The organism is Gaetbulibacter aquiaggeris (genome assembly GCF_044003965.1).
Lineage (GTDB): Bacteria > Bacteroidota > Bacteroidia > Flavobacteriales > Flavobacteriaceae > Yeosuana > Yeosuana aquiaggeris.
In genome coordinates this window covers 66,650-83,667 of record NZ_JBAWKC010000004.1, presented here as the reverse complement: position 1 = coordinate 83,667, position 17,018 = coordinate 66,650, and the positions used below count along the sequence as shown (strand labels likewise).

Below are 17,018 nucleotides of genomic sequence, written 5' to 3'. Positions count from 1 at the left end.
TTAAGGTTGAATGAGCTTTTTGATCATCCCATTAAAAATTAATCCATGAAAAGGAGAAACACTAAACCAATACAATCTGCCAATAATTCCTCTAGGTCTAAACGTAGCAGTTTGTTTTAAAAGCCCCTCTTCAATTTTAAATTCCAGCCATGCCTCACCTGGAAGCCTCATTTCAGCGTACAGTAATAGTTTCCCTTTTGATTTGTCGGCAAAAATAACCCTCCAAAAATCCAAAGCATCTCCAACGTGAAGTTCTGTGGGACTTGTTCTGCCACGTCTCAATCCAATGCCACCAACAAGTTTATCTAAATAACCTCTAATTTTCCAAAGAAAAGTGCCATAATACCAGCCTGTTTCGCCGCCAATAGACCAGACTTTGTTGAGGGTATTTTGTTCATCAATAACAGGCAGCTCTTTGTAATCTGTATAGCATCCAAATTTTGGAACATTTACATATTTATGCATACTGTTTTTTAAGCGCCCACTACTGATCATAGAGTCCTTCCAGCTTGATACAATGCTATTTTGTTCAATTTTTTCAAAGGCTAATTCTACGGCTTCTTTATAAGTTAAAGGATGAACATTAAGTATTTTGTTGATATCACTTGGATGACCTATTATTTGTATACCCATGCTGTCTACTAAAGAAGCTGCGAGTTTATAAGAGGTTGACGTTACAAAATATAACCAATATGAAGATAATCTGGGAGTCATTATTGGAACCGTAATAATATATCTTTTTAGTTTGCGAATTTGAGCAAACTGTAAAAGCATATCTTTATATGTAAGTACTTCTGGTCCAAAAATATCGAAGGATCTATTAAATAGAGCTGGGTTGTTTTTTGCGGCATTTAAATAGGTTAATACATCTCTCACAGCAATAGGTTGGGTTTTAGTATTTAACCATTTTGGTGCTATCATGATGGGTAGCTTTTCTACTAAATCCCTGATAATTTCAAAAGAGGAACTTCCAGAGCCAACTATTATTCCAGCTTTAAAGGTTGTTAAGGCGTATTTTTTTGAAGCTAAGGTGTCTTCCACTTTTTTACGTGAACGTAGATGTTTTGATAATTTCTCTTCATTAGTGATACCACTTAAATAAATAACTTGCTTTGCTTGAGTGGTTTCAATAAAAGTTTTGAAATTAATAGCACATCTTTCCTCCATACTTTCAAAGTCCTTTGAAGTATTGGACATGGAATGAATTAAATAATAAACAACGTCAATATCTTTAGGGATGTTATTTAAGGACTCAACATTTAAAAAATCTACTTCAATAAATTCAATATGCTCATCATCTAAATACTGTTTATTGACGCGCAGTTTATCTCTGACAGCGCATACAACATCATGACCTTCATTTACTAATAAAGGAATCAATCTTTTGCCAATATAGCCTGTGGCACCAGTTACGAGAATTTTCATCGGTTATAATTTATTTCCATTAAAAACCAGATGCAAAATCTTAATAACGCCTATTATTTAGATTTTTGGTCTCTGATATTCTAATCTTGTTTTTAGTTTTGGAATACTATATCCATCTAAACCATTAATAGATGCTACATTGGCTTTTGATAAATTTACAAATCCATCTGCTTCCAGTAGGTCATCAGCAATGTACAAATCAATAATTTCGCCTATCAGTAAAATGGTGTCATTAGCTTTTATAGCATATTCTTCAACATATCTCATAGCCATTTGTACAGGCGCATCTTGTACGAAAGGTACTAAATAATCTCCTTTATATTCTTCTTTAAGTTCTGTAAAGTCAAATTCTGAAAGCGACTTATCATATTTAGCTGAGGTATGGTGCGCATCCTGTAAAATAGCTTCATGTACATGATTGATAGTAAAAAAGCCAGTTTCCTTAATATTTTCGTAAGAATTTCTGATAACTGTTGTTGGTCTTAAGAAGAAGCCTAATACTGCCGGACTTGAGCCAATGTGCGTTACAGAACTAAATATTGCAACATTACTAATACCTCTAAGAGATTTTGTCCCTATAAGGTTTGCCGATTTATAGCCGGAGCAACTGTTAATTAAGTTTATTTTATACAAATGCTGCATTTCATCTATATCGTGTTGAGAGAAATGAAGCATTATTATAAATTTTTAAAATTATTGATTTTAATGTTTTGTGCTTTTAGATCAAACATCAAATTGTAAAGGCCAAAAAAGGTTCTGTTAATATAGATAAAGTGTTTTGAACCTCTGTTACCGTTCATTTTACGTAACTCAGTATTCTTAGAATAGCGTTCACCCAATTCTGCTATTTTTCCAAAAAATCCTGAATCTGAAAAGTCAAAAGACTCATTTTGAAATGGTTGTGTGAACAAACTCAGCATTTCATGAAACATAGTTGTGAAAAATTCAATTTCTTCTTTTGAGTCGTCTTCACGTAATATTTCTAATTCATATAATTTAGTGACAAAATAGTCTTGATTATTGATGTTTTTTTCCTCTGCCAGTTCAAAGTATGGTATGTAAAACTCATCCGGAATGCTCTTCATACAACCAAAATCAAGTGCAACGAGTTCCCCTTTTTTGGATACTAAAAAGTTGCCAGGGTGCGGATCAGCATGTACTTTTTTTAATTTATGTATTTGAAACATATAAAAATCCCAAAGCGCTTGTCCTAATTTATTAGCTTTCTCTTGATCGGTATTATAAGCTGTAAACTCAGATAGATGTTCACCTTCCATATAATCCATCGTAATTATACGGTCAGAAGATAATTCTTCATAATAATCAGGAAACAACATGTTGGAAATGTGAGAACAAGCCAAGGCAATTTCTTGACTTTGTTTAATTTCCAACATGTAATTTGTTTCCTCTAATAACTTTCCTTCAACTTCCTTAAAGTACTTATCGGAGTCTTTACCTTTGATGTTAAACATGCTCATAGCAATTGGTTTAACCATGGCAAGATCTGATGCAATACTTTGGGCAACTCCCGGATATTGGATTTTCACAGCAAGTTTTTTCCCGTCTTTGACTGCAAGGTGTACTTGACCAATACTTGCAGCATTCACAGAAGTTGTGTTGAAGGAATCAAATAGGTCATCTGGTGATTTACCAAAATATTTCTTAAATGTTTTTAGAACCAGTGGTGGCGATAATGGTGGCACAGAAAACTGGGCCAAAGAAAATTTGTCAACATATGCCTGTGGAAGAATACTTTTTTCCATGCTTAGCATTTGAGCTACTTTAAGGGCACTCCCTTTTAGTTGCTTTAAACCGTCATAAATATCTTCTGCATTATTTTTATTCAGTCGCTCTTTGGCTTCAACTTCAGTGTTTACTAATTTATCACCATAGTACTTCAAATAATTGACGCCAACTTTAGCACCTGTTGAAACTAGTTTCGTGGCTCTTTGAATTTTTGTTACTGGTATTTTATCTATGGTTTTCATGATAGTCAATTAATTCATATGCATTTTTTCTTTGAAAAGAAATTTTCCAAAGTCAATAACACTTTTTAAAGGCGCAATATTTAATATATCAAAACTGGTATTCACTGATTTTTCAATAAAAATGTCTGTTTTCTCAAAACCAGCAGAGGTATCATCTAACCAAAATTTTAAGGTCATCATTAATTGAATCCACGCTGATTCTTGTAGTGCTTTTATTTGAATCCTTTCAATGTGCTCTTGCTTAATATCTAATGTTTCAATATCTAAATTGGAGATATATTTATTGAAACTTTTCTTTAATTCAGATAAGACTAAAACACCTTTAAGATTGTTTTTTTGAGTGTTTAAAGCATATACTACATAACTGCGGTTAGCCGTCAGGTTCTCAAAAAAGGTAAAATAAAAACTCAAGAGCTTATTTCTTGCATCAAAGGTTTCATAAGATTCACTTGCCTCTAAGGCGATTAAAGTATTCTCAAAAAATACTTTAAATATGTTTTTTTCAAGAGCTTCAAAGGATCCATAAAAATTATAAAATGCAGCTTCGTCAAAACCATTTGTTTTAGCAAAGTGGTAAACGGAAGCTGGTTTTTTATCATGCGCTAGGACATAATCCATGAAATATGAAATGATGTCTTGTTCTAAAATATTTTTCTTTTTTGCCATAATTTAAAAATTCTAGAACAAAAGTACAAAATGTTTAATCATTTATAATAAAAGTTAAACAAAAATTAACATAATAAATTTATCAGCTCATTGTTTAGGATTGAATTTTATTTTTTTTGAATTCTAAAAGAATTACTAAATGCCTTTAAAAAAATGACATTTTTTGGTTTGAAATTGCCTTAGATATTAAGAATAAAAAATATTATTACCCACTGATTTAACCAATTCAAAAATAGATTAATTTTAATGTGTCATTACCCTAATTAATTTTTGAAAAAATATGTACTTAGCAATCATTTTAGTATTTGCCATAGGATATTTGGCTATTGCAACTGAGCACGTCATTAAAATCAATAAAACGGCTTCTGCACTTTTGATTGCAGTTATTTGCTGGATTTTACTCATTTTTGGAAGAGATACCATTTTTACTGCTATTTCACCATCGCATTCTATTGATTTTATTACAGAATCCTTATTGATTCAAGTAGGTGAAATATCTGAAATTCTGTTTTTCTTATTAGGGGCCATGACCATTGTTGAGCTTATTGATGCACATGAAGGTTTTTCTATTATCACAGATCGTATAAAAATTTCTAGCAGAATTAAATTGCTTTGGGCCTTATGTTTTATCACCTTTTTTCTTTCAGCGGCTTTAGATAATTTAACAACCGCCATTGTAATGGCCACTTTGTTAAAAAAAATGATAAAAAACAAAGAGGATTTATGGCTTTTTGCCGGTATGATCATCATTGCGGCCAATGCTGGCGGTGCCTGGTCACCAATTGGAGATGTGACTACCATCATGCTTTGGATAGGCGGTCAGGTCACTGCCACTAATATTGTTACTGAAATTTTTATTCCTAGTTTGGTATGCATGATCGTTCCGCTTATTGTATTAAGTTTTAAATTAAAAGGAGATTTCATTCAAGAAACAGCTGACGAGGATTCCGTTGAAATTAAAGGTGGGTTAGCAAATCATTTTGAGAAAAGATTGATATTTTTTGTGGGTATAGGCGCTTTACTTTTTGTTCCAATATTTAAAACTGTGACCCATTTACCACCCTTTATGGGTATTTTATTTGGTTTGAGTATTATTTGGATTACTACTGAAATATTGCATAGAAATAAGAATGAAGAACATAAGAAACACTTGTCAATTGCTGGCATCATTGAGCGCATTGACACCCCAAGTATCTTGTTCTTTTTAGGAATATTGATGGCAGTGGCGGCTTTGCAAGTCGGCGGTCATTTATTACAGCTTTCAACACTGTTGGATAAGACTTTTGATAATATTTACGTTATTAATACTTTAATTGGAGTATTTTCATCCATTATTGACAATGTCCCTATTGTAGCTGGAGCCATGGGCATGTATTCTCTAGACGTATATCCTGTAGACAGTGTTTTTTGGGAATTATTAGCATTTTGTGCGGGTACCGGCGGTAGTATTTTAATCATAGGGTCAGCGGCAGGTGTGGCCATTATGGGCATATTTAAAATTGACTTTATTTGGTATTTAAAAAGAATTTCTGTTTTGGCTATTTTGGGATATGCAGCTGGTATTGGAGTTTATATGTTTTTAAATTAATACCTGTGATAATTCAATAAGATTATTTTTTGATGCCTAAATATGATCATTTAATTATACATCAGTAACAAGAAGTTTTAACGATTCAACAGGTGCAAGTTGAAATGCTTGAAGATATTATGAAGCAAACTAATATCAACAAATAAATTAGATTTAAGGATTTGTTAACATTTTAACGAGTTATAAATCTTTAATTTTATAAAAATTCTAATGATAAACATATAACAAACACTTTTTTATGAAAAAAATTAAGCTATTTATTGCATTATTTACTGTTACTTTAATGGTAAACGCACAGATTGTAACCCCTCAGCCTAGTCCGTCTGCAAAGATAGATCAAAAGGTAGGACTAACAGATGTTAGTTTAGAGTATAGCCGACCTAATATGAGAGGAAGAACTATATTTGGAGATCTGGTGCCTTATGGAACACTTTGGCGTTTAGGCGCTAATGCGAACACAAAAATTACTTTTAGTGATGATTTTAGTGTCGGAGATAAAACATTAAAAGCGGGATCTTACGCTATTTTTGTGACGCCTAATGAAAAATCATGGGAAGTTGTTTTCTATAGTGATACTGATAATTGGGGAACACCTCAAAAATGGGATGACGCAAAAGTGGCGGCTAAAGTTACTGCAGAGGTCTACCCATTACCAATGACAATAGAAACATTCACTATGGGCTTCAATAACTTACATAGCGGTGGTGCAACTTTAGGAATGATGTGGGAAAATGTTTATGTGGGTGTAGAATTTAAAGTACCTACTGATGATAAAGTTCTAACTAGTATTAATGATGCTATGAACGGGACACCAACGGCGAATGATTATTATGCGGCAGCCGTTTATTATTCTCAAGAAAATAAGGATATTAACACAGCACTAGAATGGATGGAAAAGGCGATGTCTATGACTGAAAAACCAGCCTTTTGGCAATTAAGACAACAATCTTTAATATATGCTAAAGCCGGAAATAAAGAAGCCGCTATAGAAACTGCTAAAAAATCATTGGTAGGTGCACAGGCAGCTGGTAACGCTGATTATGTAAAAATGAATACTGAGTCGCTTCAAGAATGGGCAAAAATGTAAGTTGAATGTTATTTATAAAAAAAAGCGCAACCACTGGTTGCGCTTTTTTTTTAGGCTTCTTGATCAAAAAAATTCCACATATTCAACAGGAAATTTAAATTGTTTAATATTTTAAATTGATAAGGGTTCTTACATTATCTAATAATGCTATTAATTCTTGGCTAAATTTAAAAGACATGATAGGACTTTCAGTTTTTCCTTGACGCAATAACTCATTAAAGTGTTCAATTTCATAATTATAACCAATTGTTTGGTAGTGGAAATCTAAATGTTCTTCTTTCCCATCAACAGTAATGGTTATGTTTGATGGACAATGAAATTGCTTATTTATTTTAATAGTTCCTTTTTCACAGTAAAAAATGGCTTCTGTGGGTAAATCTTCAAGCAAGGAACTTCTTAAATAAGCCTTCAATCCATTTTTATAATTAAATCTCATGTCACAGGACGAATCAGCACCATTCTCAAAAAAAGTGGCAGTGGCCTCTATGGACTCAGGTTTTCCAACAGCAGATAATGCCGCAAAAATGGGGTAGATGCCAATATCTAAAAGGCTTCCGCCTCCTAATGATTTTTTAAACAGTCTGGAGTCATTGTCAAATGCTCTAAAAAAACCAAAAGAGGCTTCCATTTTTAGCAGATCGCCAAACGTTTTAGTTTTTAGTTCTTTAAGAACATATTGATAATGAGGTAAAAAAGAAGTCCATAAGGCTTCCATAAGTAACACCTTTTTCTCCCTTGCCTTAGAAATCATCATGTCTACTTCATTAGCATTCATGGCAAAAGGTTTTTCACATAACACGGCAATCCCTTTGTCTAAACATAAAAGGGTGTTTTCTTTATGTAACGCATGAGGTGTGGCAATATATATAGCATCTATATTAGTATCATTTACCAATGCTTTATAACTGCCATAGATTTGTGAAACCCCATATTTAGAAGCAAATTCATCTGCTTTTTCTTTAGTTCTTGAGGCTACCGCATATAATTGCGAATGATCAATTTTAATTAAATCCTGAGCAAATTTATGAGCTATATTTCCTAAGCCCATAATGCCCCAACGAATGGTTTTTACTTTTTGTGCCATATGGTTTTTAGTATTTAATAAATACTATAAATTAGTATAGAAGGTTAGAGTTTTTTAAAATTAAATAACTGAAACAAGAAAATAAGACCATTAAAAAAATAAGTATCATCTTATCGGATTTAGAAATTCTTTTATAATCTATTATCATAGCGAACATAATCGCTAAAATACATCCCACAAAATTTAGCCAAAGAAAGGGCAGATTAATAATGTCATATTGGTTTAAAAGAAACAAACTAATAACAATAACTTGTGTCACCAGAGCTGAAATAAAAACAGCTTGCCCCTTAATAAGTTTGAAGAAAAAAGCAATCATAAAAATACCTAATACATTACCATAAAATATAGATCCTATTATATTTACCAGCTGGATGAGATTTTCAAAAAGATTGGCAATACAAGCAACACTAATAGCCATAATGCCCCAAGCGAATGTAAACCATTTGGAGGCTTTTACCATCTGCTCTTCTGTTTTTTCAGATGTATTTCTTTTGTATAAATCAATGGTTGTAGTAGACCCTAAAGCATTTAATTCACTAGAAGTACTTGACATGGCCGCACTCAAAATAACTGCTAACAATAAACCTATTAGTCCACGAGGTAAATTGTTTAAAATGAAATAGATAAAAACATAATCTTTATCATTACTTTCAACTTTAATATCTTGTTTTTCGGCGGCTTTATCTATTAATATTTTGGCTTGATTCCTAATTTCAGTATTGGATTTATTTGCTAATGCAATTGATTTAGAGGTATTTTCCGTTGGAGAATTGGTAACAAAATTATTAATCTGTAATTGCTTGTCCTTAAAATTTTCTTGTTGTTCCTGCTGAAGCTTTTTGAAGTCAGCACTATATTCAGAGTTTAAAACTAATTCGGTCGCAGTAGGGTTAAAATTTAAAGGGGCTTCATTAAACTGATAAAAGACAAAAACCATGACACCCACCAATAAAATGAAAAATTGCATGGGAACTTTTAGCAATCCGTTAAATATCAGTCCGAGTTGCATTTCTTTAACTGATTTGCCGGACAAATAACGTTGCACCTGACTTTGATCCGTTCCAAAATAAGAGAGCATTAAAAAGGTCCCACCTATGATACCACTCCAAAAGGTATAGCGGTTGTTTAAATTGAAACTAAAATCCAGAATGTTCATTTTACCACTGGCACCAGCTATATCAAGTGCTTTGGAGAAAGTAATATCCTGCGGGAGTTTGGCAACAATAATAAAGAATGCTACAAGCATTCCTATAAAAATGACAATCATTTGGTGTTTTTGGGTCACGTTAACTGCCTTTGTACCACCAGAAACCGTATAGATAATTACTAAAAAGCCAATTGCAATATTAAGCGTTAATAGATCCCAACCCAAAACCACGGATAAAATAATGGCTGGTGCAAAAATGGTGATGCCGGCTGCCAATCCGCGTTGTATTAAAAATAAAATAGCCGTTAAGGTTCTGGTTTTTAAATCAAATCTGTTTTCTAAAAACTCATAAGCGGTATAAACGTTAAGTCGGTAATACAACGGAATAAAGACCATGCAAATAATGATCATGGCTATTGGTAAACCAAAATAGAATTGTACAAAGCCCATGCCATCATTAAAGGCTTGTCCTGGGGTTGATAAAAAGGTAATAGCACTTGCTTGGGTGGCCATGACAGATAATCCTATAGTCCACCATTTTGAAGTGTTGCCCCCTTTTAAATAATCTTTTACATTTTTACTGCCACGCGTTTGCCAGGTGCCATATAAAACTATAGTTAATAGTGTAGTAATTAAAACGGCCCAATCAATCCAATTTAAATTCTGCATCGTTAAAAGGATTTCATGATTAGGTAGAAAATAATAATGTAGACCAGATTAGCAATCAGTAAAATTGAATAAAGTTTTAACCAAGGTTGTTTCTGTTGCTTTTCCGGGTCCATCATTAATCGTTTATTTTAGCTTCTAGTTTAAGGTTTTCTTTACCAATGGAAAGCATATTTGAAAATAGACGATAAGCGCCAGACACACCTTCTGGAAATTCTCTAAAAAAACTTAAACCTGTATAGATGTAATAGCCTTTTCCATATTTTGCCACTAATAAGCTACCATCTTTTGGACTTTCTCCTTTATCATGCATGGATAGAATAGGAGTGAAGTCATTGGACCATTTATCAGGGAAGTATAATCCACGTTCTTGTGTCCATCCCTCAAAATCTTTTTGGGTGATTTTATTTGGATAATTTAATATAGAATGACTTGGGTTTAAAAATATAACTTCTGAATTTTCATCGGTAACACGATCTCTTGAAAGCTCCAGATCAAATGGGGCCAAAGCATCCACTTTTAATCTTGAGTTTGTATTGTATTGAACAATCATATTACCTCCTTTTTCAACAAAATCAAACAATATTTGTTGTTTATATTTTAAATCATCTACCGTATTGTAAGCTCTGATTCCAACAACAACAGCATCAAACCTGCTTAAAGTTTCTGCATTAATATCTTTTGGTGCTATGGTAACCACGTTATAACCAATTTGTCTTAAACTTTCAGGTATGACATCTCCAGCACCTTCAATGTAAGCTATATTCTCACCTTTCTTTTGAATATCCAATCTCACTACTTTGCTTTCGCTTGGTAATAAAACTGTTTGAAATGGAATATGATCGTAATCTATTTCAAAAAGTTCTCTGGTGTAAATATGATCACCAACATGAACCATTGGCGTTATAAGTCCTTCATGTTGATCCTTCGGCGGAACGATAGTGAACAAAACGGTTTGCTCTTCATCATCATGAGATATTGAAATAGTTTGTTTTTCAGGATAAACATTCCAGTTTTTTGGATGTGCTATAGATACAAATCCTTCCAATTTATCTTTTCCTGCTTTTATAATGACTGGAACTTCTTTTTGTTGGTCATTACTAAAAACGATTACTTTTTCAGTAAATTTTGCTGAAGCCTCTGGGGTGATTACAAATGGTTTATAAACCTCTCCTTTAACAGGGTCATTGGTTTTATAAACAATGGGTTTTGTAAATTCTATTGGGGTGTTTTGAATTTCTAATTTAAAAATGGCGTTATAGATCGCAGGCGTTTCAGGTAAACCGATGTCATTTGAATTGCTTACGGTATACATGCCCAAGGTTCCTTTAGAAGTCAACCAATAAGGAGCTGTCGGTTCTTGGTTTTTAGAAATATTTATTGTGTCTTTTAAAAGCGCTCTTTTATTATTTTCCAAAGCAAAACGTTTGTATGACTTTTTATGGCTTTTGTCTTTTAAATTTAACTCTGTGAATACAATATTTGCATTACTCCTGTTAATCATTTCAACAGCAATAGCTACTTCTGAATTTTGTGTAGCATGATTGGTTTCTGCAACGGCTTCTAGATATAAGCCAGCGCAAGCGGCAATAATATCTTTTATCTGGTTAGACTTTATAGTTCCCCAGTGTGAATCTTCTAATTTTTCAATTAATTTATAGGCTTCAACCAGTTTTGGAATGGATGTTGAAGGGTTGGTAAAATCAAAATCTGCTTCCACTTTTGATAGAATATTACCAATAGCGGTACCTCCTTTTACTCGATTCCAGCTAGTATCAATACCATCAAAAACATTAGATTTATTTATGGGTAAATCACCTTTGATGAGTTCAATATATTCTATTTCTTCGCCACGGCTTCCTGTACTTCCAAATCCTTGAGATTTATGTTTGCTTCTGCTTAAAGCCGCAATTTCAGGATTACTCAATCCCTTTAAAGGATAATAAACACCCGTATCAATACTTAATAAATTGGTTTTATTCGCTTTTTCAAAATTTTCCTGGCTTCCATAAAACCACCAGGAAGTATTAAAAAAGACACGCTGTGGTTGCCAAATACTTGTTTGATTAAGTTGCTCTGGATAAATATTAGGATTGTTAGTTAAATCAAAGGCTTCAACACTCAACATGGCTGAACTGGTATGATGGCCATGGGTACTGCCAGCGCTTCTATGGTCAAAACGATTAATAATAATATCAGGTTGAAATTTTCTTATAGCCAAAACAACATCACTCAGAACCTTTTCTTTATTCCAAATGGCTAAAGTCTCATCCGGATGTTTTGAAAACCCAAAGTCGTTGGCTCTTGTAAAGAATTGCTCTCCACCATCAATTTTTCGGGCTTCCAGTAATTCTTGAGTTCTTATCACGCCTAATAATTCACTTATTTCCGGGCCAATTAAATTCTGTCCGCCATCACCTCTTGTTAACGCCAAATAACCAGTTCTAGCCTTGACTTCATTTGATAGGTAAGAAATGAGTCTGGTGTTTTCGTCGTCCGGATGCGCTGCTATATATAATGCTGATCCTAAAAAATTCAGTTTTTGGATAGATTCATAGATCTCTGAAGCATTAAGTTTTTTTGGTTGTTGAGCTTGATTGGAATATGGAAATAAAAATATAAATAGTAGGAAAAGGATTGATTTTTGCATCATATTTTGTAGTTAGGTAAAATCAAATATAGAAAAAGATACCAGCCAAGGACCTACTTTTAATGTTTCTTTAACGAATTTCATAAACAATGATACTTATTTCAAAAATAAAAAAACCCTGTTTAATTCTACAGGGTTTTTTAATTTAAAAAATTTTTTAATGTTCATTATCCTATTTGTTCAAAGGTGTACATAAAGACCATCTAAATTTAACGGGACTTATATTTACCTATTCCAGGGCCAATCAAACCCTTGTATGTACCAAGCATGCCTTCAGGAACATTTCCTGTATTTACTACTTGCACAAGTGCTCGGTCTGGCCACAAGTAAAATAATCCAACTGATTCTCCCTCTTCTGAGAACCATTCTCCATATACTGGATTTCCATCATCATCAGCAAAATAAACAGCTAATGTGTCTGTGGATTTTACTGCCACGTATTTTTGAAATTGAGACCATCGGTTTTCGCCTTCTCCTGCGCGATAATGAAATGTTATCCATGCATCTGTATCAACAATTGGATATTGGTATACTCCTTCTTTTGTTATACAGGATTCGTTCCAGTGCATTACCAGTGTCATATTTCCGTAGTAATAAAAGTCATAATCCAAAACTTCAGGATTATCAACTGCATATCCTTCCCAATCACCATTGTATGGAGGTTCTTTTTTGTACCAAGGTGCGTCCGGATACAGTTCATCACCAAACCATGCGTTTATAAGATAGCCATTAAACTGGTGGGCGTTCCAATTATATCCCCATTGATCAAAACCAGTAGATTTTTTGCTGTTATTTACTTTAGAACTATTTAGTTCCAAATTGCTGGTGGCTTCATCTATGGCTTCAGTATGACATGATATAAAAAGAAAAAACAAAGCGAAAATTGTCGAGAGTGAAATAATTTTTTTCATAATATTTAGTTTTATTGTTATGTTCTAAATCTCATGAATTATATTAATGTAAACATATCAATATTGAAGCATTTTATTTCAAATTTTTCTTAAATCATTAAAATTTTAAAGCATAGGGAATTATTAGAAAATAATTTATTTATAAAAACCATTCCAATTAATCGGGTAGAACTAACCCCATGTTCTTGGCGATTTCCTGAAATTCTGGATTGCTGTGAAGAGGAATAAAATCAGGATATGTTAGCATGATAGGTAGATCCTCATTTCTATTTTGGTATGCAACTTTTATAAAATCTAGGGCATTTGATTTATTGTTTACCATCATTTGAATAGATGCAATAACGCTTGGATTTGAACAAAAACCTGGTGTATTTATTGTTGCTTTATCTAAATAGAAATTTAAAGATTCATTGAGGCTTTTGTTATCATAATACCATCCAAGTGAATCGTTTTTCATAATGGTTTGGAGCTTTCTCCATGATGTAATCATTTTATCAAGGTTTTCTTTTTTATGATAAACATATCCTATTCCGTTCAAGGCAAAACCATAATCTGGCTCTAACTCTAAAACCTCGTTATATTTTTTAATTGATTTATCAAATTCTTTTGCTATGTAATATCTCTCAGCAACTAAAGAACCCATAGAGGGATTTAATGGGTCTAGAGAATGCGCTACCGTAGCTTCGCTTATAGCTTTATCGTAATCTCCAGTTATCGTATAATAATTTGATAATAATTGATGTGCCTCTGTGTTGTTTGGTTCAAGTTTCAATGCTATTTCAGCCATTTCTTTCATTTTTCCCCAATTCCAATCAAATTTTCCAACTAAATTTCCTTTTGTAATATAAGCTTCTGCTAAAGATTCGTCAAGTTCAAACGCTCTGTCAATTGATTTTCTTGCATTTTCCCTGTTGATTAATCTTTCAAGATTGTCTCCTATCAATTTATTCAGAGATATATAAGTTTCCGTTAATGCTACATATACTGGAGCAAAATTAGGATCAATTTTAATTGACTTCTCCAGGTAATCTTTAGCACTCATTAAAGAACTATATCTTGTTTTTTGATAATACCATAAATGCCTGCCTTTTAAATATAAACTGTAGGCCTCGGGATTTATATTGTAAGTTTTAGACCTATTCGAAGTTATTTTTGTTGAAATTTCATTGGCGATTTCACTGGAAATATTTTGCACTAATTGTAAAACATTTTTGGTGCTATGATGGTATTTATTTGACCAAATGTGACGTTCTTCAGGAAAAGGTTTAATTAGTTGAACTACTACAAGTAAACTATCATTATTGGGAAGAACTGATCCTTCTAATAATAAATCAACTCCTAACTCCTTAGCAATTTGATTATAAGGAGTGTTTTTATCATCCTTAAAACGTTCGCAAGACCCCCTTGAGATAACACGAATGGATTTGTTTTTAGATAATTCTAGATTGATAGCCTCAGTTATTCCAGATGCGAGATAATCAAAATCTCTATTTTCAGAATAATCTTCAAGCGGTAGGACTCCAATTGATGCATATTGAATCTCTTTATGAGACTTATTACTAAAGAAATTCTTTTGATAGTATAAAACTATGGCGATAATGACTGCAACAACAGCAATCCAGGCCATATTTGTTTTTATTCCTTTTTTAGAGGTTTCATTTACTAATTTAAAATCAAAGGATTCATTATTTTCATGGCTCTTTTTAAATTCACCTGGTGTTTGATTGAAATAATCTAAAAAGCATTTGTTAAAATAAGAAGGGCTACCAAAACCAACTTTGTAGGCAATCTCTGATACTGTTAAGTCACTATTTAAAATAAATCGTGCCGCTTCCCTTAATCTAATTTCTCTAATAAAATAACTGGTTGATTTTCCTGAAAATGACTTCGTTTTTCTAAGTATTTGGGAACGGCTAAAGTTCATTTCCTTGGCAAGTTCACTAACACCAAATTTTTCATTTTCAAGATTAGATAAAACGAGATGTTCTATTTTTTTTATGAAAGTTTGAGACATGTTGCTTAACATCTTTCATATTGAGTGGTTGAAAACTATTTAAATTTACAATTTATTTGATAAAAATCAAGTGATTGTTTAAAAAAATGACAGGACAGATTTCTTTTAAAAGGCAGAAAACTAAAACCACTTTTTCTTTTTAAAATAATAAAGCATAGAGAAAAATAAAGCAATCATTATCGCCCACAAAATAAAATAAGAGTATCTGAAATGCAGTTCAGGAATGTAATCGAAGTTCATACCATATATACCTGCCATAAATGTCAGAGGAATAAAGATGGTTGATATGACTGTAAGGACCTTCATAACTTCATTCATTTTATTACTAATGGTAGTCATATACATATCCATAAGACCCCAGATCATTTCTCGGTAAATCTCAATATTTTCAGAAATTTGGATGACATGATCATAAATGTCTCTATAATAATGAATGGTTTTATCCTGAATAAAATTATTTTCATTTTTCTCAATCCTGCTTATAATTTCTCTTAAAGGAAAAATGGCTCGGCGTACTTTAAGTATTTCTCTCTTTAAATTTTGTATTTGCACGCTTATTTCTTCCTGAGAATATCCGGTGAATAAATTATCTTCCAGATCTTCAATTTTATTGCCCATAGTTTCTATAACAATAAAATAATGATCGGTCACAGCATCAATTAAGGCATATAATAAATAATCTGAGCCTAAGGTTCTTATGCGGCCCTTTGCCAAACTAATACGATTTCTCACCGTATCAAAAACATCACCTTCTGCTTCCTGAAAACTGATAACATAATTATCTCCAAGTATAAAACTAACTTGTTCTGTTACAACTTGTTCATCCTTATCGTAATAAATCATTTTTAAAACGATAAAAACATAATTAGTATAGTCATCTATTTTTGGTCTGTGAGAAGTATTTACAATATCCTCAAGCGTGAGCGGATGCAGATTATAGTGATTACCTATTTTTTCAATAGCATCCACATGATTAAGACCATTAATATTTATCCAACTAACAGATTTTGTATTTTTAAAATGAAAAACATCTTCAATATTAGCATGTACTTTTTTATCGACAAATTCAGAATTATAATCAAAAGATTCAATAAAAAGACCCTGGGTTTCTTTGTCTCCGGTGTATACAATAGAGCCAGGACTTAAACCCAGTTTCTTTTTATAGTGCGATGTACGTTTTTTTAACATGCTAAAAGCTTAATATTATAAATATAGTGTTTTAATCGTAATCTTCATCCAGGGCATCTTTCTCAATAAGGGTAACGCCTTTTTGTAGTATGAGATTATTTGGATAAGTGACTAAATTCCCATTATCTAATCTTAAATGCAGCTGAAAAGCTCCAATATCTTCTATGACGGCTTCAAGTGGAAAATCCTTATCATGTATCATGATTTTGTCACCAACTTTATAAGGAAACGAAAAGAACATAATGATACCAGAAGTGATGTTACTTAAAATAGACCAGGTGGCAAATAAACCGATACCAACAACTGCAAATACCGAAGAAAAAACTAAAACTATTTGACTGGGTTCAGCACCAAGAATAATAGCTTCAATAAGAATAGCAATTAAAATTAAGGTTACTGTGATGTATTTCCCAATGAGTTTGATTCTGGCCACATTAATGTTACCTCGTTTTCCAATGCCTTTTAATATTTTTTTTAAAGTAAAATTTAGAATAATAAAAAATAATATAAGAATAATAGTTTCTACTATTTCTAAAGTATAAGTGTTAAAAAAATTATTCATAATGCTTGATTATATAGTTACAAAGATAAGTTAGTTTGGTTA

The 17,018-nt window shown here is 32.4% G+C and carries 13 protein-coding genes; 2 read left to right on the top strand and 11 right to left on the bottom strand.

All coding sequences use genetic code 11. The annotated features are described in order from the left end of the window. Genes V8G56_RS12125 through V8G56_RS12110 form a run of 4 tightly spaced genes read right to left on the bottom strand, consistent with a single transcriptional unit; the run spans position 1 to position 4,079 of the window. Complete coding sequence (locus V8G56_RS12125) at positions 1–1,425, bottom strand: SDR family oxidoreductase (protein ID WP_395438721.1); 1,425 nt, start codon at positions 1,423–1,425, stop codon at positions 1–3. A gap of 57 nt (positions 1,426–1,482) precedes the next feature. Next, positions 1,483–2,100 (bottom strand): flavin reductase family protein, encoded by a 618-nt coding sequence (locus tag V8G56_RS12120; protein WP_395438720.1) that lies wholly within the window; start codon positions 2,098–2,100, stop codon positions 1,483–1,485. Between the two features lie 2 nt (positions 2,101–2,102). Further along, positions 2,103–3,413, bottom strand: coding sequence for an ABC1 kinase family protein (locus tag V8G56_RS12115; RefSeq protein WP_395438719.1), 1,311 nt, complete (start codon positions 3,411–3,413; stop codon positions 2,103–2,105). A 9-nt stretch (positions 3,414–3,422) separates the two neighbouring features. Then, a complete protein-coding gene (locus V8G56_RS12110) occupies positions 3,423–4,079 on the bottom strand; it encodes a TetR family transcriptional regulator C-terminal domain-containing protein (protein ID WP_395438718.1) in 657 nt (218 codons plus the stop codon). A 280-nt stretch (positions 4,080–4,359) separates the two neighbouring features. Between V8G56_RS12110 and nhaD the strand changes: the two genes are divergently transcribed. Both nhaD and V8G56_RS12100 read left to right on the top strand, forming a co-directional pair. Further along, on the top strand, positions 4,360–5,667 hold the full coding sequence (gene nhaD, locus V8G56_RS12105; protein ID WP_395438717.1) for a sodium:proton antiporter NhaD: 1,308 nt from the start codon (positions 4,360–4,362) through the stop codon (positions 5,665–5,667). Between the two features lie 238 nt (positions 5,668–5,905). Continuing rightward, complete coding sequence (locus V8G56_RS12100) at positions 5,906–6,754, top strand: DUF2911 domain-containing protein (protein WP_395438716.1); 849 nt, start codon at positions 5,906–5,908, stop codon at positions 6,752–6,754. Between the two features lie 103 nt (positions 6,755–6,857). On the opposite strand, the gene V8G56_RS12095 is transcribed toward V8G56_RS12100, so the two are convergent. The 7 genes from V8G56_RS12095 to V8G56_RS12065 all read right to left on the bottom strand — a co-directional run bounded on the left by V8G56_RS12095 (position 6,858) and on the right by V8G56_RS12065 (position 16,976). Beyond that, positions 6,858–7,838, bottom strand: coding sequence for a Gfo/Idh/MocA family protein (locus V8G56_RS12095; protein ID WP_395438715.1), 981 nt, complete (start codon positions 7,836–7,838; stop codon positions 6,858–6,860). A gap of 31 nt (positions 7,839–7,869) precedes the next feature. Next, positions 7,870–9,654: a sodium:solute symporter gene (locus V8G56_RS12090; protein WP_395438714.1), complete on the bottom strand. Its 1,785-nt coding sequence runs from the start codon at positions 9,652–9,654 to the stop codon at positions 7,870–7,872. A gap of 115 nt (positions 9,655–9,769) precedes the next feature. Then, a complete protein-coding gene (locus V8G56_RS12085; RefSeq protein WP_395438971.1) occupies positions 9,770–12,301 on the bottom strand; it encodes a PIG-L family deacetylase in 2,532 nt (843 codons plus the stop codon). Positions 12,302–12,510: 209 nt separating this feature from the next. Beyond that, positions 12,511–13,212: a hypothetical protein gene (locus V8G56_RS12080; protein WP_395438713.1), complete on the bottom strand. Its 702-nt coding sequence runs from the start codon at positions 13,210–13,212 to the stop codon at positions 12,511–12,513. Positions 13,213–13,369: 157 nt separating this feature from the next. Then, the gene (locus V8G56_RS12075; RefSeq protein WP_395438712.1) at positions 13,370–15,226 is read right to left on the bottom strand and encodes a helix-turn-helix domain-containing protein; all 1,857 of its coding nucleotides are present in this window, start codon (positions 15,224–15,226) and stop codon (positions 13,370–13,372) included. Between the two features lie 120 nt (positions 15,227–15,346). Then, on the bottom strand, positions 15,347–16,414 hold the full coding sequence (gene corA / locus V8G56_RS12070; RefSeq protein ID WP_395438711.1) for a magnesium/cobalt transporter CorA: 1,068 nt from the start codon (positions 16,412–16,414) through the stop codon (positions 15,347–15,349). Positions 16,415–16,445: 31 nt separating this feature from the next. Further along, positions 16,446–16,976, bottom strand: a complete 531-nt coding sequence (locus tag V8G56_RS12065; RefSeq protein ID WP_395438710.1) for a mechanosensitive ion channel domain-containing protein — start codon at positions 16,974–16,976, stop codon at positions 16,446–16,448. Between the last annotated feature and the right edge of the window lie 42 nt (positions 16,977–17,018).